Below are 23994 nucleotides of genomic sequence, written 5' to 3' on the forward strand. Positions count from 1 at the left end.
TGTTAAGTCTCCGGCAATGAGACAATTATGACGATGATCCCGGCTTCATTGCGGGCGGCAGGCGCGATACAAGGAGCGCTGTTAACTTGAGGCGATTGACCGACCGTGAAGCAGATCGCGCAGAACTATAAGAGCGGCGAGCTCAAGCTGATCGATGTGCCGGCGCCGCGCTGCCGCCCCGGCGGGGGGTTTTGGTGCGCACGGCGTTCTCGGCGGTGTCGACCGGCACCGAGATGATGAAGTTCACCGAAGGTCGCCTGTCGCTGCTCGGCAAGGCGCGCGCGCGACCTGACCAGGTTGCCAAGGTGGTGCGTTCGGTCCGTCAGCAGGGGTTGGCTGCGACCTATCAGAAGGTGATGAACCGCCTCGATTCCTACACGCCGCTCGGCTACTCGCTGTCGGGCACCGTCGTGGAAGTGGGCGAGGGCGTCGGCGGCTTCTCGGTCGGACAGCGTGTCTGCTGCGGCGGCAATCAATATGCAACCCACGCCGAATATAATTGGGTGCCGGTGAACCTCTGCGTGCCGCTGCCGGACAGCGCTGCGCTGGACCAGGCCGCATTCACCACGATCGCCTCGATCGCGCTGCAGGCGATGCGCCAGTCGGAGATCCGTTTCGGCGAGACCGCCTGCGTGATCGGCCTTGGCCTGATCGGGCAGATCATGGTGCGGCTGCTGCGCAGCGCCGGTGTCGTGGTCGTCGGGCTCGACAGGCTGGAGGCGCGATGCCGGCAGGCGGAGGCTGCTGGCGCCGCGGTCTGTGCCGTCGCATTGGATGATGCCGCGGCCGAATTCCGCGCCCGGATCGACCAGCTGACCGCAGGCAACGGCGTCGATTGCGTGTTCATCACCGCAGGCAGCGACGATCCCGATCTCGCGTCGCGTTCGGCGGCGCTGCTGCGCGACCGCGGCCGCATTGTCGATATCGGCAAATGCACGCTGAACCTGCCGTGGAGCGAATTCTACGACAAGGAGCTCGACGTGCGCTTCTCGCGCTCCTACGGCCCCGGCCGCTACGATCCGCTCTATGAGGAGGGCGGCATCGATTATCCGATCGGTCATGTGCGCTGGACCGAGAAGCGCAATATGGAGGCGATCGTCGCGCTGCTCGCCGACGGGCGGCTCGATTTTTCCTCGCTGATTTCCGAAACGGTGCCGCTGGAGCAGGCGACGTCGGCGTTCGAGCGCATGAGCCGTGGCGAGGTCGGTCTCGGCATGGTGTTCGCCTATCCGGACGCCGCTCCCCGCGCGATGCAGATGACCTATCGTCCGGCGGTTGCCCTGCGCAGCGGCCGGGTGCGGCTCGGCGTCATCGGCGCCGGCAATTATGCCTCCAGCATGCTGTTGCCGCAGCTTGCGAGCAACCAGCGCGTCGATCTCGTCGAGGTCGCCACCAATACCGGCCTGAGCGGCGCCACGGCGGTCCGCAAGTTCGGCTTCGCGCGTGCCTCGACGGATGCGGCCTCGGTGCTCGGCGCCGACGACATCGATGCCGTGCTGATCGCAACGCGCCATTCCTCCCATGCCGACCTCGCGACGCAGGCGCTGCGCGCCGGCAAGGCGGTGTTTGTCGAGAAGCCCTTGGCGATCGATACAAGCTCGCTCGATCGATTGGAGCAGGTGATCCGGGAAACCGGCAACAGCCGGCTGATGGTCGGCTTCAACCGCCGCTTTTCGCCGCTGCTGCAGGGCATGCGCGCGGCGTTCGCGCAGGCAGGACCGCAGACCCTGCAATATCGCGTCATCGCCGGGCCGCTGGAGAAATCGTCCTGGTATCTGCAGGCCGATAGCGAAGGCAGCCGCTTCGTCGGCGAGGGCGGCCATTTCATCGACGTGTTGTGCTGGTGGCTCGGCGCCGAGCCGGTGCGTGTCTCCGCGAGCACGGCGGGCAAGGATGTCGACAATCTCGTCGCCACCTTCGATTTTGCCGACGGTTCGGTCGCGAGTCTCAGCTATCTCACCGGCGGCGATCCGCGGGTGCCGAAGGAAGCGCTCGAGATATCGGCAAGCACGGGTTTTGCCGCCTTCGACAATTTCTCGGGCTTCGAGGTCTGGCACGCCGGACAGCGCACGGCGAAGACGGCGCGGCTCGACAAGGGCCAGCGGCCGATGCTGGATGCCTTCATCGCCGCGGTCGCATCGGGAGCCGCGATGCCGATTGCGCTCGACGGGCTGCTGGCGACCACGCGCGCAACGCTTGCCGTGCAGGAAAGCGCGGCCGCCGGGATGCCGATCGATCTGACGGCCGGCGCGGCAGAACAGGGCGTCGCGCGCGCCTCGACGGCGTGAGATGAATCCGGCCTGGTATCTGCGCAGGCTGCAGCGCATGGAGCCGTCCGAGCTTGCGGGGCGGGTGAACGACCAGGTGCTGCATTTGCTCTGGCGGATCACTCCGCCCGACATCGCACGGCGCGCCAGCGCCAGGCTCGCTGCCGGCCCGCGGCAGCCGCGCCTGAAGCCGCTGCCTTCGCGGGCGAGCGCCCCGCAACAGGCCGCCGAACGGCTGATCCAGAGCGCCGACCGGATTCTCGTAGGGCACTGGCGGATTTTCGCCAGGGACCATGGGGCCCTCGGCGAACGGCCTGACTGGTTCGTCGATATCAGAAGCGGCAAGCGGGCGCCGGCCGGCGTGCACGCATTCGCGGTTCCCTATCGTGACGAAACCGCGGTCGGAAACATCAAATACATCTGGGAGCCGTCGCGTCATCACCATCTCACGGTGCTCGCGGCCGCGTATTACCTGAGCTCCGACGAGCGCTACGCCGTGCGCGCGGCCGAGCATCTGGTGAGCTGGTGGCGCGAAAATCCGTTCCCGCGCGGCCCGCACTGGATCAGCGGCATCGAGCTTGGCGTGCGGTTGATCTCATGGGCCTGGGTGCGCCAGCTGCTGCAGAACTGGCCCGGCGCTGCCGCGCTGTTCGAGGACAACGAACTGTTCCTGACGCAGATTTATGCGCATCAATACTGGCTGTCGCAGTTCCCAAGCCGTGGCTCCTCGGCCAACAACCACCTCATCGCGGAGGCTGCCGGGCAGTTCGTGGCGGCTTGCGTGTTTCCGTTCTTCCAGGACAGTGCGCGATGGCGCGAGCAATCGGCCGCCACACTGGCGCACGAAGCCGTTGCGCAGACGCTTGCCTGCGGCAGCAACAGCGAGCTCGCGACCGATTATCATGGCTTTGTTCTCGAACTGCTGCTGGCGGCGGCAGTGCAGGGCGAGTCCTCCGGACATCCGCTTGGCGATGCGGTGTGGACCACGATGTGCCGCATGAGCGACGTCATTGCTGCGATGCTGGACGATCGCGGTCATCCGCCGCGGCAGGGCGATGGCGACGACGGCATCGGCCTGTTGCTCGACGATCACGCCGGCAATCGCTGGCTCGGCTTGCTCGCCAGCGGCGCGCGCCTGTTCGGCGCTCTGCCATGGTGGCCCACATCGCCGGAGCCCGATCTGCGCAGCTTTGTGCTCACCGACGGCATCGAGGCCCGAGCGATCGCCGGGCGGCCCAAGCGCCGCCCGCATCTGCTCGAGGGGGCGGGACAGACCTTTCTGATCGATTCCGACCGCGCGGTGTGGTGCCGCTGTGACCATGGCCCGCATGGCTTCGGCCGCATTGCCGCCCACGCCCATGCGGACGCGTTGTCGCTCGAATGCAGGATCGGCGGTGTGGAGATCCTCGCCGACCCCGGCACCTATTGCTACCATGGCGATCCGCGATGGCGGGCCTACTTCCGCTCCACGCTGGCGCACAACACGCTGTGCCTGTTCGCGCGCGACCAGTCAGTGTCGGGCGGGCCGTTTCTCTGGACACGGCATGCGCAGAGCCGGCTTGTCGCCGCCAGCGGCCTGGACGATCGCGATGCGGATGCGAGCTGGGTCGCGGAGCATTCGGGATATCGCGACGAAGCAGGTGTCGTGCATCGCCGCTCGGCGCAATTGCAGCGTCAGGCGGCGCGGCTCGTCGTCACCGATACGGTGCTGGCTGATGAAGCGCTTGCGGTGCCGGCGAGCCTCAGCTGGCATCTCGGTCCCGAGGTCGAATGCAGGCTCGAAGGGCACAGGGCGCAGCTCGCATGGCCCGGCGGGCGCGGCGAGCTCGATCTGCCGGCGGCCCTCAGCTGGGTGCCGTATCGGGGTGACGAGACCATGCCGGCCGGCTGGTATTCGCCGTCCTTCGATCTCAAGGTGCCGGCGACGACCTTGATCGGCTGCGGTACGCTCGCGGGCGGGCAAAACCTGGTGACCGAGCTACGCTGGTTTTCAGACCCGGCCAGATCATGAAGATCCTGGTCGCTCACAACAGGTATCAGGGACGCGGCGGCGAGGATGTCGTGTTTGAAGCGGAAGTCGACCTGCTGCGCGCCGCAGGACACAGCGTTGAAACGCTCACGGTCAGCAACGCGGCGATCAATTCGCTCCCCGCGCGCATCACGACCACGCTGTCGATCGCCGATAATGCGGAGGGAAAGCGGGGCGTGGCGGAAGCGATCGACCGCTTACGCCCCGACGTTGTGCACGTCCACAATTTCTTCCCGCTGCTGTCGCCCGCCGTGTTCGATCTCTGCCGGCAAAAGTGCGTGCCCGCGGTGGCGACCCTGCACAATTATCGCAGCATCTGCACCGGCGGCATGCTGCTGCGCGACGGCCGCATCTGCCACAAGTGCCTCGATCGCGGACACCTCTGGGGCGTCGTGCACCGCTGCTACCGCGGATCGCTTCCGGGCTCGATCGCCTCGGCCTACATGATCGCGCAGCACCAGCGCCGTGGCACCTGGACGCGTCCCGGCCTGCGCCTGATCGCGCTGACGCAGTTCGCCAAAACCCTGTTCACGCAGGCCGGCTTCGACGCCGATCGGATCGACGTGAAACCGAATTTCATGGTCGATCCGGGAGCGCCCGATGCAGCCACGCCGCGCAGCGGGCTACTCTATGTTGGACGGCTGAGCCGCGAGAAGGGCGTCGGCGTGCTGCTCGAGGCCGTTGCGGGGACCGGCGTGCCCTTGCGCGTCGTGGGCGAGGGGCCGGAGCGTGCTGCGTTGGAGGCTCGGGCTTCCGATCATGTCACCTTCCTGGGCGGGCTCTCGCGCGATGAGGTGCTGCGGGAAATGGCGAATGCCCGGGCATTGGTGGTGCCGTCGCTATGGTACGAAGGATTTCCGATTGTCGTGGTCGAGGCCTTCGCGTGCGGCACGCCGGTCATCGCCTCCGAGATCGGCGGACTTGCCGAGGTGGTGAGCGCCGGCAAGACCGGCGCGCTGGTGCCGCCGGGCGACGCGGCCACGCTCCGAAATCGGATCAGTGAGGTTCTCGGCGCCGCCGAACTGACCGCCGCATGGGGACGGGCCGCACGAGCCGCCTATCTCGAGCGCTACGCGCCGGACGAGAACCGCCGGCTGCTCGAGGCCATCTACGCGCGGGCCGCCGGGGGATGATCGCCGCAGGTCGGCGCTCTGCCCGCGATCGGGCATCGCCGGTTCCATGCCGGCGTTGCTAACATATTGCGGCAAATCTGGTGTTAATTTGTTACAGCAGGGTGTCTGAGCGGCATCGCGCCAGGTTTTTGATCTTGCGGTCGAACGGCGCTGATTCTGCGGGTGATTCCGTGGATCTCGCTTGATCGAGCCCGCAAACTGCTGCCAAGGGGCGCTACAACACTGGCCGGTGGGGCGCCGGCTGCGAAGTTTGACGCTTTTTTGCAAAACGTCTCATGCGATGCAGAAATATTTTTTCAGATCAGAAAATCGCGTCGAAGCGCTCACGGCATCAGCGAAATTCTGCGCTCCCGCGGTATCCGGGGGCCCCGTGAAACCCCGTATAATCGCTACCCTTTTTTGCGTCGCGGCTAACATTGGCGATGGGCGTGCGTTGAATGTTATGGTGCACTCGAAGTAGTGCTAAGTCCCGCATAAATCTCAGGGAACCAGGTGTTAACAGCGCATTGCTGATTGACACTCCGGCCTAACGGTCTTAACAATGGACTTAACAAGTTCGTAACCTGGGTCCACATTTGAGTTGCGTCGCAACAAACCAGTTGTGAATCAACAGCTTATGTGTGGGCGAGCGGCTTGAATCCTCGTATCCCAAGCAGGGGCTACATCGATGGCGACTTACAATCTAGACCAGACGGACCTCAAACACGCGATCAACGGAACGATCGATCACTCGACCCAGCAACAGATTCTTGACTATCTGATCAACGCGGGGATCGGATACACCAGCCCGGATAACGGCGCGACGATTCCGGTGCAGGAAGGGGCTGGGATCACCAACCCGGATCCGAACGCCAATGTTCTGATCGAAACCAACCCGATTAACACCGTTAACACCGACGCCAACCTGAAGGCGATCATCGAGGACACCAACAAGGACGTCACGCTGACGGTGAACGGCAGCACCCCGGTGCTGGTCGCGACCGGCCACGGCAACGATCAGGTGTTCATCAACAATACCGGCGACACGACGGTTCTCACCGGCTCCGGCAACGACACGATCTTCGGCGGTGCCGGTCACGACTCGATCGATGCCGGCTCCGGCAACGATGTGCTGGTCGACAACGTCTCCGGTCACAGCACGCTGGATGGCGGCAAGGGCAACGATCTGCTGTTCGGCTCCGGTGCCGACACCCTGAACGGTGGCTCCGGCAACGACACGCTCTACGGCGGCAGCTCGTCGCAGTTGAGTGGCGGTGACGGCAAGGACGTGCTGGTGTCCGGCAGCACCGCCGGCAATTCCAGCACGCTGGATGGCGGCAAGGGCAACGATGCGCTGTACGGTGGTGCGGGCAACGACAGCCTGGATGGCGGCGCCGGCAACGACTCGCTGTATGGCGGCTCCGGGGTCGACACGCTGCATGGCGGCAACGGCAATGACCTCCTTGTCGGCGGTGCTCAGACTGCTGCTGAGTTCGGCGGCAACGGCAAGGACGTGCTCTACTCGGGCAGCGATGCGTCGCACGCGACCTCGCTCGATGGCGGTGCCGGCAACGACTCGCTCTATGGCGGTGCCGGCAACGACACGCTGCATGGCGGTTCCGGCAACGATACGCTGGTCGCCGGCTCCGGCACGCAGACGCTGATCGGCGGCGACGGCAAGGACTCGTTCGTCGGCTCCGACACCGGTACGGCTTCGATGGTCGGCGGCTCCGGTCAGGACTACTTCTACCTGAACAACGCCACCAGCAGCGACACCATCGATGGCGGTGGCGGCAACAAGGACTCCCTGACCTTCCTGGATCACGCTTCGACCGACGTGAGCAACATCAGCTCTGGATCGAACGGTTCTATGGACATCACCTTCAGCAATGGTCAGGTGACCCAGATCAGCAACATCGAATACCTGATCTTCAACGATGGTAACTCGACCAAGCTGTAAGATCCTAGGTCTGCACTAAGCGAAAGCGCCGCCCCAACCGAGGTTGAGGCGGCGCTTTTTTTTCTTTGATCGCCGGCATGGCCGTCAGGAATGGGTAATTGAAATTGAACAATCGAATACGCTGCCGTTGATGATCATGACGCACCTGCGATGAGTTCGACGGCTCGCCTCAAGGGGAAGCGCATGCGCGCATTCCGATTGGAACTTTGTCGGCCGATTCGCGTCGGATGCATCGAATCAATCACAAGTTCCGCCCGGGGCATTTCCGCCAATGGATGTTATAAGTTAGTTCGTCACATTCGGACCACGTAGCTTTTGTAAAGCCGTGCCGCTCGCTTGACACAACGGAGCTGCGCCCGATGGCTATCTGCGGCCCTGGCACCTTTGTTCAAGACGAACGATCGCTGCAGAACTCAGCCGCTTAACGAACTCGCGGAGCTCTCGAATTGGCCAAGAAAAAAATGCTGAATGCCGGCGCTGGATCGACGGTTACCAAGCGCATCCAGCCGCTCCTGACATCGCATGAATGGGACGAGATTCGATTGGACGTCGACGGCGGCGTGAGCCCCGACGTCGTCGGGTCGATTACCGATCTTGCCCGATTGTTCCCGGCGGCCTCGTTCGACGCGATCTGGTGTTCTCATGTCATGGAGCATCTCTACGCCCATGAGGTTCACCCCACATTCGTCCAGTTCCGCCAAGTCCTCAAGCCGGACGGATTCGCGTTGATCATGTCTCCCGACCTCGAGGCGGTCGCGCAGCACATGTTGACGCGCGGCCTCGGCGCGATCGCTTACGTCTCGCCGGCCGGTCCGATCCGGCCATTGGACATGATCTACGGGCATTCCGGCGCGATCGAACAGGGGCGCTATCACATGGCGCACAAGACCGGCTTTTCGACCGAGCGGATGGGAAACCTGCTGCTCAGCGCCGGCTTTCCGACGGTTTCCGTTCGGAGCGGGAATTTTGAGATCTGTGCATTGGCACTCATGCCGGAGGCCAGGGATGAGCGGATCAGGCCGCAGCTGGAGGCCTGCGGATTCGACTTCCAGGAGACAGTGACCGCCGACTCGTGATTTGTCGATGTTAAACAATGTTATAAGGTTCCCTGGTTAAATCGCGCGAGAACGTGCTCGAAATTGGCTTCGCGGCCTGCCGTGAAACATATCTTTTTCGGGTGACGCGCTGAAAATGCTGCGTTAGCGAACTAACAGTGATACGTTATATCTCGCTGGGACCGGACCTTGCGCAGTCGAAACTTCGAGGCATCCATGACCAAACACCTCTCGCTCGTCGGCGCACCTTCGGTGGAGGCGCTGCCACCTTCGGGCCTCGCTTGTCTCGTCATCGTGGCAAGGCAGCATGGCTTGCATCTGACCCCGTCCCAGCTGATCCACGACAACCTCCTGGGCGATCAGGAAGTCACGCTGGCCGAGCTTTTGAAGTGTGCGAATTCCTCGGGCATGACGGCAAAGGCCGTCACGCTGGACTGGAAGGGTCTGAGCCATCTCAAGAGGGCGCTGCCGGCCATCGTTCGGCTGCGCGACGGCAGCCACATGGTGCTGCTGCGCCTCGAAGGCGACGAGAACAGCTCCCGGGTGGTCCTGCAGGATCCGAACGCGAGCGAGGACGCGCTGCTCGTCATCGATCAGCCGCGCTTTGAGGACATCTGGTCGGGCGACGTCGTCATGGCCAAGCGCGACTATGAGATTTCCGACGAGACGCAGCCGTTCAGCTTCGGCTTTGTCACCGCATTGTTGTTCCGCGAACGGCGCATCCTGCGCGACGTCGCGATTGCGGCGCTGATCCTGGGCTTCATGGGCCTGGCACCGATCATGTTCTGGCGGCTGCTCTCGGACAAGGTTATCTTCTACAAGGCCTACAACACGTTCTATGTGCTGTGTACTGCGATGCTCGTGGTCATCGTGTTCGAGGCGGCATTCTCGTTCCTGCGGCAGTATCTGGTTCAGCGTTTGACGGCACGCCTCGACGTCAAACTGTCGACCTACGTGTTCGAGAAGGTGCTCAATCTGCCGATCGACTACTTCGAGCAGAATCCCGTCGGCCTGATTTCCCGGGATATCCGCGAAGTATTTCGAATTCGCGGCTTTCTGACCGGGCAGTTGTTCGGGACCATTCTCGATTCGACGACGCTGTTCTTCTTCCTGCCCGTCATGTTCTTCTTCAGCCCGCTCATGACGCTGATGGTTCTTGCCTTTGCTGCGATGATCGTGACCTGGCTGATCGTGATGCTGCCCGCCTATCGGAAGAAGTCCTCGGCAACCCTGGCGGCCGAAGGGGCACAGGGAGCGTTTCTGATCCAGAGCCTGAACGGCATGCGGACCATCAAATCGCTGGCGCTCGATGCGCGCCAGCGCCACATGTGGGACGTGCTGGTGGCGCGCGTCGCCAAGGCGCGGCTTGCGGAAGGCATGACCGGAACCGCCATCCAGACGCTGGTGAAGCCGTTGGAGCGGCTGGCGGTGAGTGCTCCCTATGCGTTCGGCGTCTACATGGCCGTGTCGAGTGGCGATCCGGTCTATGTTGGCGCGCTGTTTGCCTTTCTGATGCTGTCGCAGCGCGTTGCCGGCCCCCTGATGCAGATGGCCCAGCTCATCAACCAATATGACGAGGCGCGCACCGCGGTCACGATCGTCGGCAGGCTGGTGAATCAGCCGGCCGAGGAGGGACGCTCCGGCCATGGTGTGAGGGTCCCGCTGAAGGGGCTGGTCGAATTCTCCGGCGTCACGTTCAAGTACAAGGGCGCGGTGTCGCCGGCGCTCAACAATATTTCCTTCGAGATTCCGCTCGGTACGACGCTGGGCGTGATGGGCAAGAGCGGCTCGGGCAAGACCACGATCACGCGGTTATTGCAACGCCTGCACTCCGACTATGGCGGACTGATCAAGGTCGACGGTATCGATGTCCGCGAATACGACGTCGACCATCTCCGGCGCAACGTCGGCGTCGTGCTGCAGGAGAACTTCCTGTTCAGCGGCACGATCCGCGAGAATATTGCGGCCGCAAAGCCCGATGCGACCTTCGATGACATCGTCAGGGCGGCGCGATTGGCCGGTGCCGAGGAATTCATCGACAAGCTGCCGCGAGGCTATGAGACCTATATCTACGAGGGATCCACGAATCTTTCCGGAGGCCAGCGCCAGCGCCTCGCGATCGCGCGAGCGCTGATCGTCAATCCGCCGATTCTGATCCTGGACGAAGCGACCAGCGCGCTCGATGCGGAGAGCGAGACGATCGTGAACGCGAATATTTCGCGGATTGCCCATGGCCGCACGCTGATCATCATCTCGCACCGTCTGTCGTCGCTGACGAAGGCCGACGCGATCCTCGTTCTCAACCGCGGCGTCGTCGACGATATCGGTCGTCATGAGGAACTTCTTGAACGGAACGACATCTACAGCTCGCTCTGGTACCAGCAGAACACTCACCTTGCGCCGGCGGGCCGCAATGAAAAGAATTTCAGGAGTCCGACCCTTGTCTCCTAATCAAGCTTCGCTCGCGACCGTTCGCCAGTTCCAGTCCGAGACCGATGCGATCCGCGAGGCCGCCGAGCCGTTGCTGGCCCGCGCAACGCTGTTCGTCCTGGTGGGGTTCCTCGCCGCCGTCGTGGCGATCATGTGCTTCACGCGCGTCGATCGCGTGATCACGAGCGTGGGCGGCAAGATCGTTCCCGTCGATCAGATCAACGTCCTGCAGGCTTTGGACGCGTCCATCATCAAGACGATCGATGTTCGGGAAGGTCAGCAGGTTGAGACGGGACAATTGCTCGCGACGCTGGACTCGACGTTCACGGCTGCCGATGTCACGCAGTACAAGCTGCAGGTTGCGAGCCTTGAGGCGCAGGTCGCCCGGGACGAGGCCGAATTGTCCGGAAAGCCGTTGTCGTACGGCCAATCCAACGATCCTGATGTCACCAGGTACAACTCCTTGCAAAAGGCGCTCTACGACCAGCGCGTCGCGCAGTACCACGCACAGGTGAACAGCTACGATTCCAAGATCAGCCAAACCGAAGCGACGATCCAGAAGTCGAAGAAGGACGACGAGCGGTACAGTCAGCGTGCCGAGATCGCCGGCAAGATCGAGGACATGCGCTCGACGCTCGCCGAAAGCGGCAGCGGGTCCAAGCTGAACCTGTATCTTTCGCAGGACACGCGCCTGGAGCTGTTGCGTCAGATCGACAACACGCACAACACTTTGCTGGAAGCGCAGCACCAGCTGGATTCCTTGAAGGCGGATCGCAACGCCTTCACCGAGCAGTGGAACGCGCAGCTGAGCCAGGATCTGGTCACGACACGCAACAACCTTGATACGGCCCGCTCACAGTATGACAAGGCGATCAAGCATCAGGACCTCGTGCGGTGGACGGCTGCCGAGCCATCGGTCGTCTTAACCCTCGCCAAGCTCTCGGTCGGGTCCGTGCTGAAGCCGGGTGATCCCTTCATCACGCTGATGCCGCTCAAGACGCGGCTCGAGGCCGAGATCCAGATCCTGTCGCGCGACGTCGGCTTCGTCCGGCCCAACGACCCCTGCACGATGAAGGTCGATGCGTTCAACGCGGCGGAGCACGGTACGGCCGAAGGCAAGATTCGCTGGATCAGCGAAGGCGCCTTCACGAACGACGATGATGGAAAGCCTGTCGACGCCTTCTATAAGGCGCGGTGTTCGGTCGACCAGACCAACTTCAAGGATGTTCCGAAGACCTTCCGCCTCATCCCCGGCATGACGCTGCAGGGTGATGTCAATGTCGGCACCCGCTCGGTGGCGATGTATCTGCTCGGCGGCATGCTGCGCAGCGCAAAAGAAGCAATGCGCGAGCCATGACGGTATCGACGCGTTCCCTTCTCGACTTGCTGCGCCCCGGCTCGTCCCGTTCAGACTCGAAGCCGTTTGAACGGGGGCTGGAGGCGTACGAGAACCAGCAATATCTCGAGGCGTTGCGGTTTTGGCGGCTCGCCTCGCAAGCCGGCGATCCGGAGGCGGATTACCGGATCGGGTTGCTCTATGCGCGGAACGAGGGCGTTATCGGCAGCCTTCCGGATGCGGTCGCGTGGTACGAACGCGCCGCCCTGAAGGGACATACCGAAGCCCAATTCCAGCTTGGCTTGATCTACTTCAACGGCGTCAACGCCACGGTTGGACCGAACAGGCCAGAGATGTGGCGGCAATCCACTGCGGCGCGTCTGGGCGACAAGGCAGTCAACCTCCACGATCTGGTTTTCCCGAACGGAATCGGCGTGCCCAGGGATATCGACGCCGCGTTCCTCTGGTTATCGGTGGCGGCGGAGGCCGGCAAAGCGGAGGCGCAAGCGATCCTTGGCGATATGTACGCCAACGGGCAAGGCTGCACGAAAGATCACGCTGCCGCCCTGCGCTGGTACGAGGCCGCGGCCGAGCAGAAGGCGGCGGCCGGTGAGTTCGCGCTTGGCGATGTGTATTATCAGGGGCGGGGCGTTCCCGTCGATTTCGCGCAGGCCGCGATCTGGTATCACAAGGCCGCGGAACAGGGACATGTGCGCGCACAGGTTGCGCTCGCTTTCATGTGCCTCAAGGGCACCGGGCTTCCCCAAAATGTCGAGGAAGCCGCGCGACTGTTCCAGAGCGCCGCTGCCCATGACGATACGATCGCGCTCTACAACATTGCACTGCTGCGGTTGAGCGGCAAAGGGGCTGTCAAGGATCTCGACAGGGCCGAGACCGCATTGCGCAAGGCGGCGCGGAAGGACTACCTGCCGGCGATCCAGGCGCTGGCTGAGTTCTATGCGCTCGGGACTGCCGCCGAGCCGGATCTGCGCGAGGCTGCGTATTGGTACGAGAAGGCGGCCGAGCGCGGCGATACGCAGGCGCAGTTCCTGACCGGGCGCTTCTATGCCACCGGCACCGGCGTTCCGCCCAGCATTCGCCAGGCTGCGAAATGGTTCGAGCGTGCGGCGGAGGGCGGCCATGCCACGGCGGCCCACAACATTGCGGTGTTCTATCTCAATGGCAGGGGCGTGGCGCGCGACGTCGCCACTGCGATCAAGTGGTTCGAGCGCGCGTCCGAGGGAGGCATTAGCGCCGCAGGCGTGCAGCTCGGCCGGCTCTACTCGGCGGGCAACGGCGTGCCGCGCGATCAAGTGCGCGCGGCGGAGTGGCTCAGCAAGGCGGCCGACGGCGGCGATGCCGATGCGAAGACGGCCTATGCGATGTTTCTTATCCAGGATGAACCGTCCGCGGAGCGTCTTGCGCAGGCACGTGCGCTGCTGACCGACGCTGCCGAGGCCGGCCATCCGGCCGCGGCATTTCAGCTGGGCGGCCTTCACATGGGAAGATCCGGCGGCGCCGTCGACGTTCCGGCCGCAGCCCAATGGTTCAAACGCGCGGCGAGCGCCGGCCACGTCGAGGCCCAGCACACATTGGCGCTACTGTATTCCGATCCCAAGAGCGGCCTCAAGGATCCGCAGGCCGCCGCCGGCTGGATCGTCAAGGCCGCGGACGGCGGCAACGCTGCGGCGCAGTTCAAGCTTGCGGTAATGTATTGCACCGGACAAGGCGTCGAGCAGGACCTCGCCAACGGCGTCACGTGGTACGAGGCGGCGGCGCGCCAGGGGCATACGACGGCGCAATACAACCTTGCCGTGATGCTGGGCCGGGGACAGGGCCGCGATGCCGATCCGGCGAAGGCGGCCGAATGGTTCGAGGCCGCTGCGAAGCAGGGCATGATCGAAGCCCAACTCGCAATTGGCGATGCGCTGCGCGCCGGCAACGGCGTCGCACAGGATCGCGATCAGGCGCTGTACTGGTATCGACAAGCGGCGCAGCAGAACAACGAAGGCGCGCGACGTCGTCTGCAGGCAATGGGCGAGAGCGTTGGCTGAGATTGTTGGAGGCGGCATCGCGTTGCGCGCAGGCAACGGCAGAGATGATGGACAGCTTTGTTTTTGAGCGCGAAGGCACGGAAGCGGGCAAGTCCGCGTGACAATCTAGGCAGAACTAACAATGGTTTTCACATCGACGACAGAGAGATTGCGCTAATGTTGCGTTCGCGGAAGAAATGTTCATTGTACCTCTGGTTGTGTGGAGATGATCGATAAGGATCAAGAGGTCACGATCCGGGCATGTCAGGCAGCGTGATCTCGGGATCGAACTTCCGCGCGACCGGGAAAGAGAAACTGGACCCGGCGCTGAGCGTTGGCAGGAGATTGAGTGGCAATGAACAAGATGGTCGAACGGAGCGTCAGGGATACAAAGGATATGTTGCCCGTTGCCAGTCCGGTTCAGCAGGACGACCATCCGCAGAGCCTGTTCCTGGATCCCGACGTAGGCGATCTCCAGTCAGGATCGCGTCTGCGCGGCGCGATACTGGAGTATTCGGGGCGTGGGATTTCGGGTTGGATTGTCGATGCCCAGTCGCCCGCTTCAACCGTTTCGATCGCGCTTTTTGTCGGTTCCCACTGTGTCGAGGAGGGACGGACAGGCCGATCTATGCCGGCCCGCGTAGGTCCGCGGAGCGTGATCGGGCGTCCCGGATTTCGTATCGATCTATCCGCGCCGGGAGTGCGCCGTCGCTTGGCGCGCGCCCTGAGAAACGCGCTTGTGGAGCCTAAGCGTGCGCAGATCTATCTGCGTATCAGCCTGAATGATGGCGAGTACTACGAAATACCCCTGTTCGAGAACTATACGCCAGGCGAATTGATCGTCGCGCTGGGGTTCTCGACCGCGGACTACGACGACCTGTTGTTTCCGAGCAACAACAGGATCGTTGCTGGACTGGCGGACGCGCCTCCCAAGGAGGTGCGCTACATTTGCTTCTACCTCCCGCAATTCCATTCATTTGATGAAAATGACAGGTGGTGGGGGCCAGGGTTTACCGAGTGGACCAACGTCGCGCGCATGCGTGCCCAGTTTCCGGCACACGAGTCCCCATGGTTGCCGGCCGATCTTGGATTCTATGACGTCCGGCTGCCGGAAACGCGTCGTCAGCAGGGCGAGCTTGCGCGCCAGTACGGCGTCGATGGATTTTGCTACTACGTCTATTGGTTCCAGGGCCGAAGGTTATTGGAAAAGCCGCTTCAGCTGCTGCTCGAGGACGGCGAGCCGAACCTGCCTTTCTGCATTTGCTGGGCAAACGAGAATTGGTCTCGTCGGTGGGACGGCTCGGACGCTGAGCTTCTGTTGGGACAAAACCACTCCCTGGACGACGATGTCCGCTTTATCGACGACATGGCCGACCTGCTGCTCGATGAGCGCTACATAACTGTCGACGGTCGAAAGGTCATCGTCATCTACAGGCCGTCATTGTTGCCGGACAAGCAGCGCTTGTTCGAGATTTGGCGCGAGCGAGCCAGAGAACTCGGAATCGGCGAGCTTCTCATTTGCAATGCGATGACGTTCGGAGAGTTCGATCCGCGCGACGTCAATTGCGACGCGGCAATCGAGTTTCCTCCGCACACGGTCTCGACAAGGGAGGTGCCGCCGACCGAAGTCGATGCACCGCCGACCTTCGCTGGAAAGGTGTACGACTATGTCGACGCCATGCGATCGTCGATCGGCAAGATCTACGACTTTCCGTTCTTTCCTGCGGTGATGCCGCGTTGGGACAATACGCCTCGCAAGGGGCCGCGCGGTCACGTCTTTACCAGGTCCAGTCCGGAAGCGTTTGAGGTTTGGCTTCGCGATGCAACCCTGCGTGCCAAGGGCAACAGCTTTTCCGAATCATTGGTGTTTATCAATTCCTGGAACGAGTGGGCGGAAGGTGCGCATCTCGAGCCGGATTCGCGCCATGGACGGGCGTTTCTCGAGGTCGTGCGAAGGGTCGCTTCGGCTGAGCCCATTTCGGCCCAGATTCGAAATAGCCCGGATTTGCTGGATTGCCTGAGTAGGCAGGAGCTCGAGTGGGCGGTAAAAGAAGCCTCGACGCATGTCGAAGTGCTCGCAAGCCTGCACCGGTCGGGCCTCACCCATTCGGGGGTGCAGCGCGTAAGAAGCGGCACGCCAGTGGAGGCAGAAGGCGCGTCCGGTAATCCGGCAGGTTCGTTGCTGGTGATCGAGAACATCAATTCTCAAACCGGCGAACGGGTGATTGTCGATCCGCGCTATGAGATATTGGTGCGGGGATGGATTTGCGCGGGCAACGCCTTTGAGGCCAGCCGACAGAGAACGGGATTCCTGGTCCTGTCGGGGCTTACTCCGGATGGCGCAGCAAACGGCGGCTATTGCCTGATCGTAGATTGGCACGAGCGCGTGGACGTGAAGGAGTATATGAAGGCCGAGAGCAAGGACTGCTATTTCGGTTTCCAGCTGTCCTTCTCGATTCGAGATTTGCCGGATGGTGAATATCAACTCGCGGTTCTGGAGGTCGGCGACGGGACTAGTGCACTCGTGCGGTCTCGCCACTCGATCATCGTGAGACGTTGAGGTCGCCACCAATGCTCGCAAGTGTTGTCATCGCGTGCTACAAGCATGAGCAGTATCTTGAGGAATGCCTTGAGACTGTCTATCAACAGACGTTTGCCGACATCGAGCTCGTCATCGTAGACGACAATTCGCCGGACAAGAGTTTTGAAGTCGCGCAGAGGGTCCTCAAGAAGAGGTCGTTCGGAAAGCGCTTTGTTTCCTGCACGCTGCTCAAGAACCCTCAAAATCTTGGCGCCCACTACACCTGGAACAGGGCATTATCGCTGACGAACGGCGACATGATTTTCCTTTTGAATTCGGACGATGCCTTTTCCAAGGATCGGGTTCGGCTGTTCGCGGATAAGCATGCCAATGATCGGCTGTTCTTCGGCTTCTCGGCGGTTGAGCCAATCGACGAACATGGAAAGTCGATCAGCAACTTCCAGTTTCCAACGCGCCTGCGCTATGCGATCGATCGGGCCCAGATCGCAGGTGCGCCGTTGTCATGGACATTTCTGGATTCTCAGATCGCGGCATCGACCGGAAACTTTGTCTTCAGCCGTGAACTGCTGCGGCAGGTGGGTTGGCTTGCCGATCTCAAATACTGCCATGACTGGGACTTTGCGTTGCGCGCGGTAACCAAGGTCGAGCCGACCTATCTCGAGACCGACCGCTATCTGTACCGACTTCATTCAACCAACAGTTTCCGAAGTCTGAGCAAGGTGGCAGAGAGCGAGACAAAGGCTTGCATGATGTCGTATTGCCTGAATGCAATCGCGTCACGGCCTCAGAACAAGACCTGCCTCAGTCCGTCGAATTTCGGCGATTCATTCTATGACTTCGTGAAGCTGCACCCGAACTTCAACTATTGGGTGAAGCAGATCTACGCGCCCTATCATGTAGAACACCGGACGGTGGAGTCGAACGATCGGACCCGGCCGGTTCGCTGGCGCTGATCGAGCAATGCAAGGCCAGCCTTGTCCGTTCCGACACAATCGGAACGGGGCCTTGATTGGGATGGAGACCGAGCGATTGCTTCATCGCTTCGTCGGCTGGGAGCCTGGCGTCCGATCGAATTGCGCCGACGAGAGGTCTGGAGCGTGCCGCAGCCGCAGCAGGGTGCTGGAACTCAAAAAGCTGAACGCGCCGGGCGGGAGGCTTGCGGATAACGATGTCAAAAGCATCGTTCTTGTAAGCCCGAACGACTAGCGGACTGCTTCATTCCCGTCGTCCATCGGCGATCTCCGATCGTTCCGGTCCCCTGACGCGGTTTTCGTGCAAATGACGTCGAGCCCCTTGCTCTATTGTATTGATTTTCCTCGAAATAACCTTACAAGAGTTAATTGTGAGCACTGCGTGTTATAGCCTTATTCTTGTAGGATATGTGCGCTAATAGGGAATTCGTGGTGCGAACCAATGTTAATAGCTTGTTGATCTCGTGGAGCGGCTCAGGTTGGACATGGAAATTCCAGCATTGTCTAGTTTCAGCTCAGGCGTGAATCTCGATACGCTTCCAGCAAGTGAGATCGAGACAAGGCTTAGAGATTTCTTTTCCGGGCGGATCGCAAATCCGAAGCCCGACGAGCTGATCCAATCGGTCAAGCAGTTGGAGCAGCAATTCGGTGATTACAAGGAATTCCAGTTTGCAAAGGCGGCGGCGCTTGTGCAGGCATGCGATTTCGCCGGAGCGCGTGGAATCCTTCTCGACCTCGTCAAGCAGATGCCATCCGACTCGCGGGTGTTGCATCGCCTGGCAATCGCGGCCCTCAATATGGGGTCCGCCCATGAAGCGCAGGATGTCTATCTTGCCGCGCTCATTGCGGCCCCGAAAAGTGAAAATCTGCGGCGAGAGTTTGCCGGCCTCCTGCGCGTGATGGAGGCCAAGAAGCTCTACGCCGGGGTCGATCGGAAGAAGCACGGCTTGGCGGTGGTGTGCGCCATCAAGAACGAAGGCGACGATCTGCTGGAATGGCTACACTTCCACAAACTGGTCGGCGTTGATCACTTCTACCTCTACGACAACGGCAGCACTGATGATACTCGTGCCGTGATCGAGTCCTTCCCGTGGCCGGAAATGATCACCTATCATTTCGTGGAAGGGGAATTCGGCCAGATGCGCGCGTTCTCGCATGCGATCGACAGCTACCGCAATTGTGCCGAATGGTGCGCCTTCATCGATGCCGATGAGTATCTGTTTCCGACGCAGGCCGGCAACATCAAGGACGTCTTGACCGAGCTCGGGCCGGCGCCGGCGGTGGCGGTGCATTGGTTGAACTTCGGGTCGAACGGTCACGACGCGAGGCCGGCCGGTCTGTGCATCGAATCTTTCACGCGTCGTGCTCCGGACGATTTCCCGGATCATTTCATCATGAAGTCAATCGTGCGGCCTGACACTATCGTGTCCTATCTGCATCCCCATCAATCGCTTGTCTTGGGTTGCTACGTTCACGAGGACGGCGCGCCTGTCTTCCCGATCGGCGGGCGCTGCACTGCTCCGAAGCGGAACAAGCTCGTGATCAATCACTACTACACGAAGTCGCGGCAGCAATTGCTGAAGAAGCGTGAGCGGGGCAGGCCGCTCGGCGATGGAGATCCTGAAAAGATCCGCGCAATGGAATTCTTCACGTTGCGCGATCGCAACGATGTCGAAGACGCCACGATCCAGAGGTTTCTTCCGGAGCTGAAGAAACTGGTTCAGGGCTGAATTCAAGGGAACAGCGATGTCCTCGCCGGAGGAGGGCGCGCCAGGCGGCGCGCCCGATCGTGTGCTTGAAGTGATTCTTGATCGCCGCGATCGGCTACTCTGGCCGCAGCGATCGGCTACAGCGGTTCCAGCCGGTATTTCGCAAGCAACTGCTGTGCGGCGACGAGATCAATCTCTGCCGGCCTTTGGAAGATCGACATGTTGTTGGCGCGCGCGATTTCGCGAGCGACCGTCCGCACCGAATGGTAGTGGGGACGATTCTCGAAGTCGTGAATTGCGATGAAGGCTCCCGGTGCGGCGTGAAGCACGCACTGTACGAAGCAAGCCACGCGAAACCGGCCGTCAACGAAATACAGGTCGGCGGTCTTGCTTTCCGGACGCTCCCAGACACGTTCGTGATACTCGGGCCACGAGCGCTCCTTGTCCTTTTCCACGGGATAACCCCACTCGCGCAGCTTGCCGATATCGACGTGCAGCAGCAAAGGCTTGGTGCTCGCGTCGCCCGTGGCGTCGGCAACGTTGGCGAGCCATTCCGCGGAGGAATCGATGGAAATGACCCACTCCTTCTTGGTTTGACAGGCCAGCCAAGTGCTTCCTCCCGAGCCAAATTCCAGATACCGCGTCGAGAGGTCCACGAAACTTTTGAACAGTGTCAGTTCCTGACCGTCCATTGCGATGTTCATGACGGGATTCCGTGGTTTCTCGAGTTGTTGTCTGGCGGGTGGCTGCCAATCCACCGTCGGAAGGCGGTCGCGGCTCGTCAAGCAGCGATGATATCTGGTTGAGTCGTCATCGCGCTTCTCGACGTCCTGTTGGCGGCCATCCACGCCGGTGATTGGAAAGATCGGCGACTACTGGTTCAGGCCGACGCGCTCCACCTTGTAGCCGCCCTCCAGGATGGCGCGCCACCAAGGTTGCTCGTCGACATACCAGCGCACGGTCTTGGCGATGCCGGTCTCGAAATTCTCCTCGGCGCGCCAGCCGAGCTCGGTTTCGAGCTTGGTGGCGTCGATGGCATAGCGGCGGTCGTGGCCGGGCCGGTCGGCGACGAAATTGATCAGCTGGCGGCGCGGGCCTGCCGCGGCCGGCACGACCTCGTCGAGCAGGTCGCAGATGCTCTCGACCACGTGCAGGTTGGTGCGCTCGTTGCGGCCGCCGACATTGTAGGTCTCGCCGACCTCGCCGCGCTCCAGCACCAGCGTCAGCGCCTTGGCGTGATCCTCGACGAACAGCCAGTCGCGGATGTTCTTGCCGTCGCCATAGACCGGCAGCGGCTCGCCGGCGAGCCCCTTGATGATCATGTGCGGGATCAGCTTTTCGGGGAAGTGATAGGGGCCGTAATTGTTGGAGCAGTTGGTCACCAGGGTCGGCAGCTCGTAGGTCTCGCGCCAGGCCCGCACCAGGTGATCGGACGATGCCTTGCTGGCCGAATAGGGCGAGTTCGGCGCATATGCCGTGGTCTCGGTGAACAGCCCTTCGTCGCCGAGCGAACCGAACACCTCGTCGGTCGAGATATGCAGGAAGCGAAACCGGTCGCGCTTCTCGGGCGAGAGCGAACGCCAGTGGCGCAGCGTCTCCTGCAGGATCGTGAAGGTGCCGACGATGTTGGTCTGGATGAATTCGCCGGGGCCGTCGATCGAGCGGTCGACATGGCTTTCCGCGGCAAGGTTCATCACCGCATCGGGCTGATATTTCTCGAACAGCCGGCGCAGGTTCTGCGCCTCGCAGATGCAGGCCTTCTCGAAGGTGTAGTTCAGGCTTTCGGCGGCACGGGGCAGCGAGGCCAGGTTTGCCGCATAGGTCAGCTTGTCGATGTTGACGACGCGGGCGTGGGTGTCGCGCAGCAGGTGGCGGACCACGGCGGAGCCGATGAAGCCGGCGCCGCCGGTGACGAAGATCGTCGATCCCTTAAACCGCATGTTTGAATACCTCCGCCGCGCGCGGCTCGCCGTGGAATGAGCGGTAGACCGACAGCAGGTACTCGCCGTAGCTGCTCTTGGCGGTCTTCTGTGCGACCCTCGCGAACGCCTCGAGCGAGATGTAGCCCTGGCGCAGCGCGATCTCCTCGGGGCAGGCGATGCGCAGGCCCTGGCGCTGCTCCAGGATCTGGACGAAATGGCTGGCCTCGACCAGCGAGGAATGGGTGCCGGTGTCGAGCCAGGCAAAGCCGCGGCCGAGCACCTCGACATAGAGGTCGCCGCGTTCGAGATAGGCCTTGTTGACGTCGGTGATCTCGATCTCGCCGCGCGGGGATGGCCTGATACCGGCCGCTATGTCGACCACATCATTGTCGTAGAAGTAGAGGCCGGTGACCGCGACGTTGGATTTCGGCCGCTTCGGCTTCTCCTCGATCGAGAGCGCCCGGCCGGTGCCGTCCAGCTCGATCACGCCGTACTGTTCAGGCGCGTTCACGACATAGCCGAACACGGTGGCGCCTTTCTTGCGGATCGAGGCGGACGACAGCATGCTCGGCAGGCCGTGGCCATAGAAAATGTTATCCCCTAACACAAGGGCAACGGAGTCATCACCGATGAAGTCGCGTCCGACGATGAAGGCGTCGGCAAGACCCCGCGGGGTCTCCTGCGTGGCATAGGCGAACCGGACACCCATCTCGCTGCCATCGCCAAGCAAGCGCTGGAACAGCGGCTTGTCCTGCGGCGTGGAAATGATCAGGATATCGCGGATTCCGCCCAGCATCAGCGTCGACAGCGGATAGTAGATCATCGGCTTGTCGAACACGGGCAGCAGTTGCTTGGAGACGACTGTCGTCACCGGATAGAGGCGCGAGCCGGTGCCACCGGCAAGGATAATGCCTTTCATGGTCCCTCACAATTTGACTATCAGAACATAACATATAGCGTGCGCTGCACAAGTTTGTTATGAGAAGGCAATTAACATTTCAAGCGCATCAAACTGGAACAAATGTTAGATGAACGTCATCAAGACCGAGCTTCCTGAAGTCCTGATCGTCGAGCCGAAGCTGTTCGGCGACCGGCGCGGCTTCTTCCTCGAAACCTACCAGTCTCCGCGTTATGTCGAGCACGGCATCACGCGTCCGTTCGTGCAGGACAACATGTCCCGCTCGGCCTATGGCGTGCTGCGCGGGCTGCATCTGCAAAACCCGGTCACCCAGGGCAAGCTCGTCTCCGTGCTGCGCGGCAAGGTGCTGGACGTTGCCGTCGACGTGCGCGTCGGCAGTCCGAATTTCGGCAAGCATGTCGCGGTCGAATTGAGCGAGGAGAACCGCCGGCAATTATGGGTGCCGCGCGGCTTCGCCCACGGCTTCGTGGTGCTCTCGGAGACCGCCGACTTCTTCTACAAGTGCGATGATTTCTACAGCCCCAAGGACGAGCTCTCGATCCGGTGGAATGATCCAGCGATCGGGATCAAGTGGGGCGTCGACAAGCCACAGCTGTCGGCCAAGGATGCGGACGCGCCGCTCCTTGCCGACGCCAGCAACCTTCCGACCTATGGACAAATCTGATGCGGATTTTGTTGACGGGAACACGCGGCCAGGTTGGCAGTGCGCTCAAGCCTTTGCTGGAGAGCCACGGCACGATCATCGCGCCGCCCACCGCGGAGTTCGATCTGTCGAAGCCGGAGATGCTGACGAGCCAGCTTGAGAGTCTGAAGCCCGATCTCATCATCAATCCGGCGGCCTATACCGCCGTCGATCGCGCCGAGGACGAGCGTGAGCTGGCGTTCCTGGTCAACGCGAAGGGACCTGAAGCGATCGCCAAATGGGCTGCAACGAACGGCGTGCCGCTGGTGCATTTCTCCACGGACTACGTCTTCAATGGTTCTGGCGACAGGCCGTGGCGTGAGGACAGCCCGACCGAGCCGCTGTCGGTCTACGGCGCCAGCAAGCTTGCCGGTGATGTCGCGATCCAGGCGGCGGGCGGGGCGCATCTGATCGCGCGCACCTCATGGGTTTATGCCGCAAAGGGCACGAATTTCCTGCGCACCATCGCGCGGCTCGCCGGCGAGCGTAAGGAGCTGCGGATCGTGGCCGATCAGATCGGTGCGCCGACCACGGCATCAGCGATCGCCGGTGCGGTCGCCGGCATCGTCCTGCCGAACCTCACCACGTTGCACGATCAGCTCGTGCGCCGGGGAGGTGTCGTCAATCTCGTTTGCGCCGGCGAAACCAGCTGGCATGGCTTCGCAACCGCCATTGTCGGCGGGCTGAGGTCCCGCGGGGTCACGCTGGCGGTCGAGAACATCGCTCCGATCGCAGCGGCCGAATTCCCGACCAAGGCGGTGCGTCCGGGCAATTCGCGGCTGGATCTGTCCCGGCTGAAGGCGCAGTTCGGCGTGGCGATGCCGACCTGGCAGGAAGCGCTGGCGCGCGAACTGGATGCATTTGTCCAGCTTGGCGCGCCCGCCCACGCTTAGGACGGCTTCGGAAGTGGGATGCCGGTGCGCGTGAAGAAAACGCGTCAGACAAGAAAAGAGCCTTGGTTCTGATTTGATCAGAACCAAGGCTCCAGGATTGAACCGGCCGGCGGCTATCGTTGCCAGGCGCGAGC

The 23994-nt window shown here is 62.0% G+C and carries 16 protein-coding genes; 13 read left to right on the top strand and 3 right to left on the bottom strand.

The window, feature by feature from the left end; translation table 11 throughout:
* Positions 1–194 precede the first annotated feature (194 nt).
* The 11 genes from ACVMIH_RS00625 (at position 195) to ACVMIH_RS00675 (ending at position 19465) form a co-directional block, all read left to right on the top strand.
* Entirely contained in the window at positions 195–2288 is a 2094-nt protein-coding gene (locus ACVMIH_RS00625) for a bi-domain-containing oxidoreductase (RefSeq protein ID WP_456860359.1), read from the top strand.
* Between the two features lies 1 nt (position 2289).
* Positions 2290–4278, top strand: coding sequence for an alginate lyase family protein (locus ACVMIH_RS00630; protein ID WP_253587357.1), 1989 nt, complete (start codon positions 2290–2292; stop codon positions 4276–4278).
* A complete protein-coding gene (locus ACVMIH_RS00635) occupies positions 4275–5429 on the top strand; it encodes a glycosyltransferase (RefSeq protein ID WP_168856483.1) in 1155 nt (384 codons plus the stop codon). The genes ACVMIH_RS00630 and ACVMIH_RS00635 overlap by 4 nt, the downstream gene beginning before the upstream one ends.
* 667 nt (positions 5430–6096) lie before the next feature.
* Positions 6097–7368 (top strand): calcium-binding protein, encoded by a 1272-nt coding sequence (locus ACVMIH_RS00640; protein WP_076833253.1) that lies wholly within the window; start codon positions 6097–6099, stop codon positions 7366–7368.
* A gap of 461 nt (positions 7369–7829) precedes the next feature.
* The gene (locus ACVMIH_RS00645) at positions 7830–8444 is read left to right on the top strand and encodes a class I SAM-dependent methyltransferase (RefSeq protein WP_057020229.1); all 615 of its coding nucleotides are present in this window, start codon (positions 7830–7832) and stop codon (positions 8442–8444) included.
* A 195-nt stretch (positions 8445–8639) separates the two neighbouring features.
* Positions 8640–10874: a peptidase domain-containing ABC transporter gene (locus tag ACVMIH_RS00650; protein ID WP_057020230.1), complete on the top strand. Its 2235-nt coding sequence runs from the start codon at positions 8640–8642 to the stop codon at positions 10872–10874.
* Positions 10864–12210: an HlyD family type I secretion periplasmic adaptor subunit gene (locus tag ACVMIH_RS00655; RefSeq protein ID WP_076833256.1), complete on the top strand. Its 1347-nt coding sequence runs from the start codon at positions 10864–10866 to the stop codon at positions 12208–12210. The genes ACVMIH_RS00650 and ACVMIH_RS00655 overlap by 11 nt, the downstream gene beginning before the upstream one ends.
* Positions 12207–14243, top strand: coding sequence for a tetratricopeptide repeat protein (locus ACVMIH_RS00660; RefSeq protein WP_229190042.1), 2037 nt, complete (start codon positions 12207–12209; stop codon positions 14241–14243). Before ACVMIH_RS00655 ends, ACVMIH_RS00660 begins: the two co-directional genes overlap by 4 nt.
* Positions 14244–14577: 334 nt before the next feature.
* Positions 14578–16782, top strand: a complete 2205-nt coding sequence (locus ACVMIH_RS00665; RefSeq protein ID WP_456860361.1) for a glycosyltransferase WbsX family protein — start codon at positions 14578–14580, stop codon at positions 16780–16782.
* A gap of 11 nt (positions 16783–16793) precedes the next feature.
* A complete protein-coding gene (locus ACVMIH_RS00670; protein WP_057020234.1) occupies positions 16794–17717 on the top strand; it encodes a glycosyltransferase family 2 protein in 924 nt (307 codons plus the stop codon).
* A gap of 503 nt (positions 17718–18220) precedes the next feature.
* Positions 18221–19465, top strand: a complete 1245-nt coding sequence (locus tag ACVMIH_RS00675; protein WP_057020235.1) for a glycosyltransferase family 92 protein — start codon at positions 18221–18223, stop codon at positions 19463–19465.
* Between the two features lie 116 nt (positions 19466–19581).
* On the opposite strand, the gene ACVMIH_RS00680 is transcribed toward ACVMIH_RS00675, so the two are convergent.
* From ACVMIH_RS00680 to rfbA, 3 genes are all read right to left on the bottom strand, one after another.
* A complete protein-coding gene (locus ACVMIH_RS00680) occupies positions 19582–20148 on the bottom strand; it encodes a hypothetical protein (protein ID WP_225161215.1) in 567 nt (188 codons plus the stop codon).
* Between the two features lie 168 nt (positions 20149–20316).
* Entirely contained in the window at positions 20317–21384 is a 1068-nt protein-coding gene (rfbB, locus tag ACVMIH_RS00685; protein ID WP_057020236.1) for a dTDP-glucose 4,6-dehydratase, read from the bottom strand.
* Positions 21374–22285, bottom strand: coding sequence for a glucose-1-phosphate thymidylyltransferase RfbA (gene rfbA, locus ACVMIH_RS00690; protein WP_018270712.1), 912 nt, complete (start codon positions 22283–22285; stop codon positions 21374–21376). The genes rfbB and rfbA overlap by 11 nt, the downstream gene beginning before the upstream one ends.
* Before the next feature lie 109 nt (positions 22286–22394).
* Between rfbA and rfbC the strand changes: the two genes are divergently transcribed.
* Both rfbC and rfbD read left to right on the top strand, forming a co-directional pair.
* Positions 22395–22949, top strand: a complete 555-nt coding sequence (gene rfbC, locus ACVMIH_RS00695; RefSeq protein WP_456860363.1) for a dTDP-4-dehydrorhamnose 3,5-epimerase — start codon at positions 22395–22397, stop codon at positions 22947–22949.
* Entirely contained in the window at positions 22949–23860 is a 912-nt protein-coding gene (gene rfbD, locus ACVMIH_RS00700; protein WP_456860365.1) for a dTDP-4-dehydrorhamnose reductase, read from the top strand. The genes rfbC and rfbD overlap by 1 nt, the downstream gene beginning before the upstream one ends.
* Positions 23861–23994: the final 134 nt, after the last annotated feature.

The organism is Bradyrhizobium sp. USDA 4503 (assembly GCF_054055815.1).

Excerpts from the sequence above, each read along its gene's own strand:
- ACVMIH_RS00630 (WP_253587357.1), top strand. The coding sequence starts at position 2,290 with ATGAATCCGGCCTGGTATCTGCGCAGGCTGCAGCGCATGGAGCCGTCC.
- ACVMIH_RS00635 (WP_168856483.1), top strand. The coding sequence starts at position 4,275 with ATGAAGATCCTGGTCGCTCACAACAGGTATCAGGGACGCGGCGGCGAG.
- ACVMIH_RS00640 (WP_076833253.1), top strand. The coding sequence starts at position 6,097 with ATGGCGACTTACAATCTAGACCAGACGGACCTCAAACACGCGATCAAC.
- ACVMIH_RS00645 (WP_057020229.1), top strand. The coding sequence starts at position 7,830 with ATGCTGAATGCCGGCGCTGGATCGACGGTTACCAAGCGCATCCAGCCG.
- ACVMIH_RS00650 (WP_057020230.1), top strand. The coding sequence starts at position 8,640 with ATGACCAAACACCTCTCGCTCGTCGGCGCACCTTCGGTGGAGGCGCTG.
- ACVMIH_RS00660 (WP_229190042.1), top strand. The coding sequence starts at position 12,207 with ATGACGGTATCGACGCGTTCCCTTCTCGACTTGCTGCGCCCCGGCTCG.
- ACVMIH_RS00665 (WP_456860361.1), top strand. The coding sequence starts at position 14,578 with ATGAACAAGATGGTCGAACGGAGCGTCAGGGATACAAAGGATATGTTG.
- ACVMIH_RS00670 (WP_057020234.1), top strand. The coding sequence starts at position 16,794 with ATGCTCGCAAGTGTTGTCATCGCGTGCTACAAGCATGAGCAGTATCTT.
- ACVMIH_RS00675 (WP_057020235.1), top strand. The coding sequence starts at position 18,221 with ATGGAAATTCCAGCATTGTCTAGTTTCAGCTCAGGCGTGAATCTCGAT.
- ACVMIH_RS00680 (WP_225161215.1), bottom strand. The coding sequence starts at position 20,148 with ATGAACATCGCAATGGACGGTCAGGAACTGACACTGTTCAAAAGTTTC.
- rfbB (WP_057020236.1), bottom strand. The coding sequence starts at position 21,384 with ATGCGGTTTAAGGGATCGACGATCTTCGTCACCGGCGGCGCCGGCTTC.
- rfbA (WP_018270712.1), bottom strand. The coding sequence starts at position 22,285 with ATGAAAGGCATTATCCTTGCCGGTGGCACCGGCTCGCGCCTCTATCCG.
- rfbC (WP_456860363.1), top strand. The coding sequence starts at position 22,395 with ATGAACGTCATCAAGACCGAGCTTCCTGAAGTCCTGATCGTCGAGCCG.
- rfbD (WP_456860365.1), top strand. The coding sequence starts at position 22,949 with ATGCGGATTTTGTTGACGGGAACACGCGGCCAGGTTGGCAGTGCGCTC.